This is a genomic window from Cupriavidus sp. 05N39, from assembly GCF_056397325.1.
In genome coordinates this window covers 1-477 of the sequence record NZ_JBFTNE010000303.1, presented here as the reverse complement: position 1 = coordinate 477, position 477 = coordinate 1, and the positions used below count along the sequence as shown (strand labels likewise).

The following is a 477-nucleotide window of genomic DNA, read 5'->3' as shown; positions in this document are numbered from 1 at the left end:
GCGAAGCTGATCGCATCGCCCTCTTCGCCCAGGCGCGCGGTACGGCCGATACGGTGCACGTAATCTTCGGCGTCGAACGGCAGGTCGTAGTTGTAGACGTACTTGATGCCATCGATGTGCAGGCCGCGCGCGGCCACGTCGGTGGCCACCAGGATCTCGAGCTGGCCCTTCTGGAAGCGGTTGAGCAGGCTCTCGCGCTTCTTCTGCGGCACGTCACCGGACAGCACGCCCACGCGGTAACCGGCCTTCTCCAGCGAACGCGCCACGCGCTCGACGAACACCTTGGTGTTGACGAAGACCATGGTGCGCGCGCCTTCGCTGCGCGACAGCAGGCCCAGCAGCAGCGGAATCTTCTCTTCGTCGGCCGGGAAGTAGATGCGCTGGCGCACGCGTGCGGCGGTGATCGACTCGCTTTCCACCACCAGCTTCTGCGGCTCGTTCATGTGCTCGTAGGCCAGCTCCAGCACGCGGTGGCTG

Annotated in this window: 1 protein-coding gene; it reads right to left on the bottom strand. The window is 65.6% G+C overall.

Annotated elements, in window-relative coordinates; translation table 11 throughout:
- On the bottom strand, window positions 1-477 hold a 477-nt coding region (locus AC1DN0_RS41420), incomplete at both ends, for a helicase-related protein (RefSeq protein WP_477146656.1).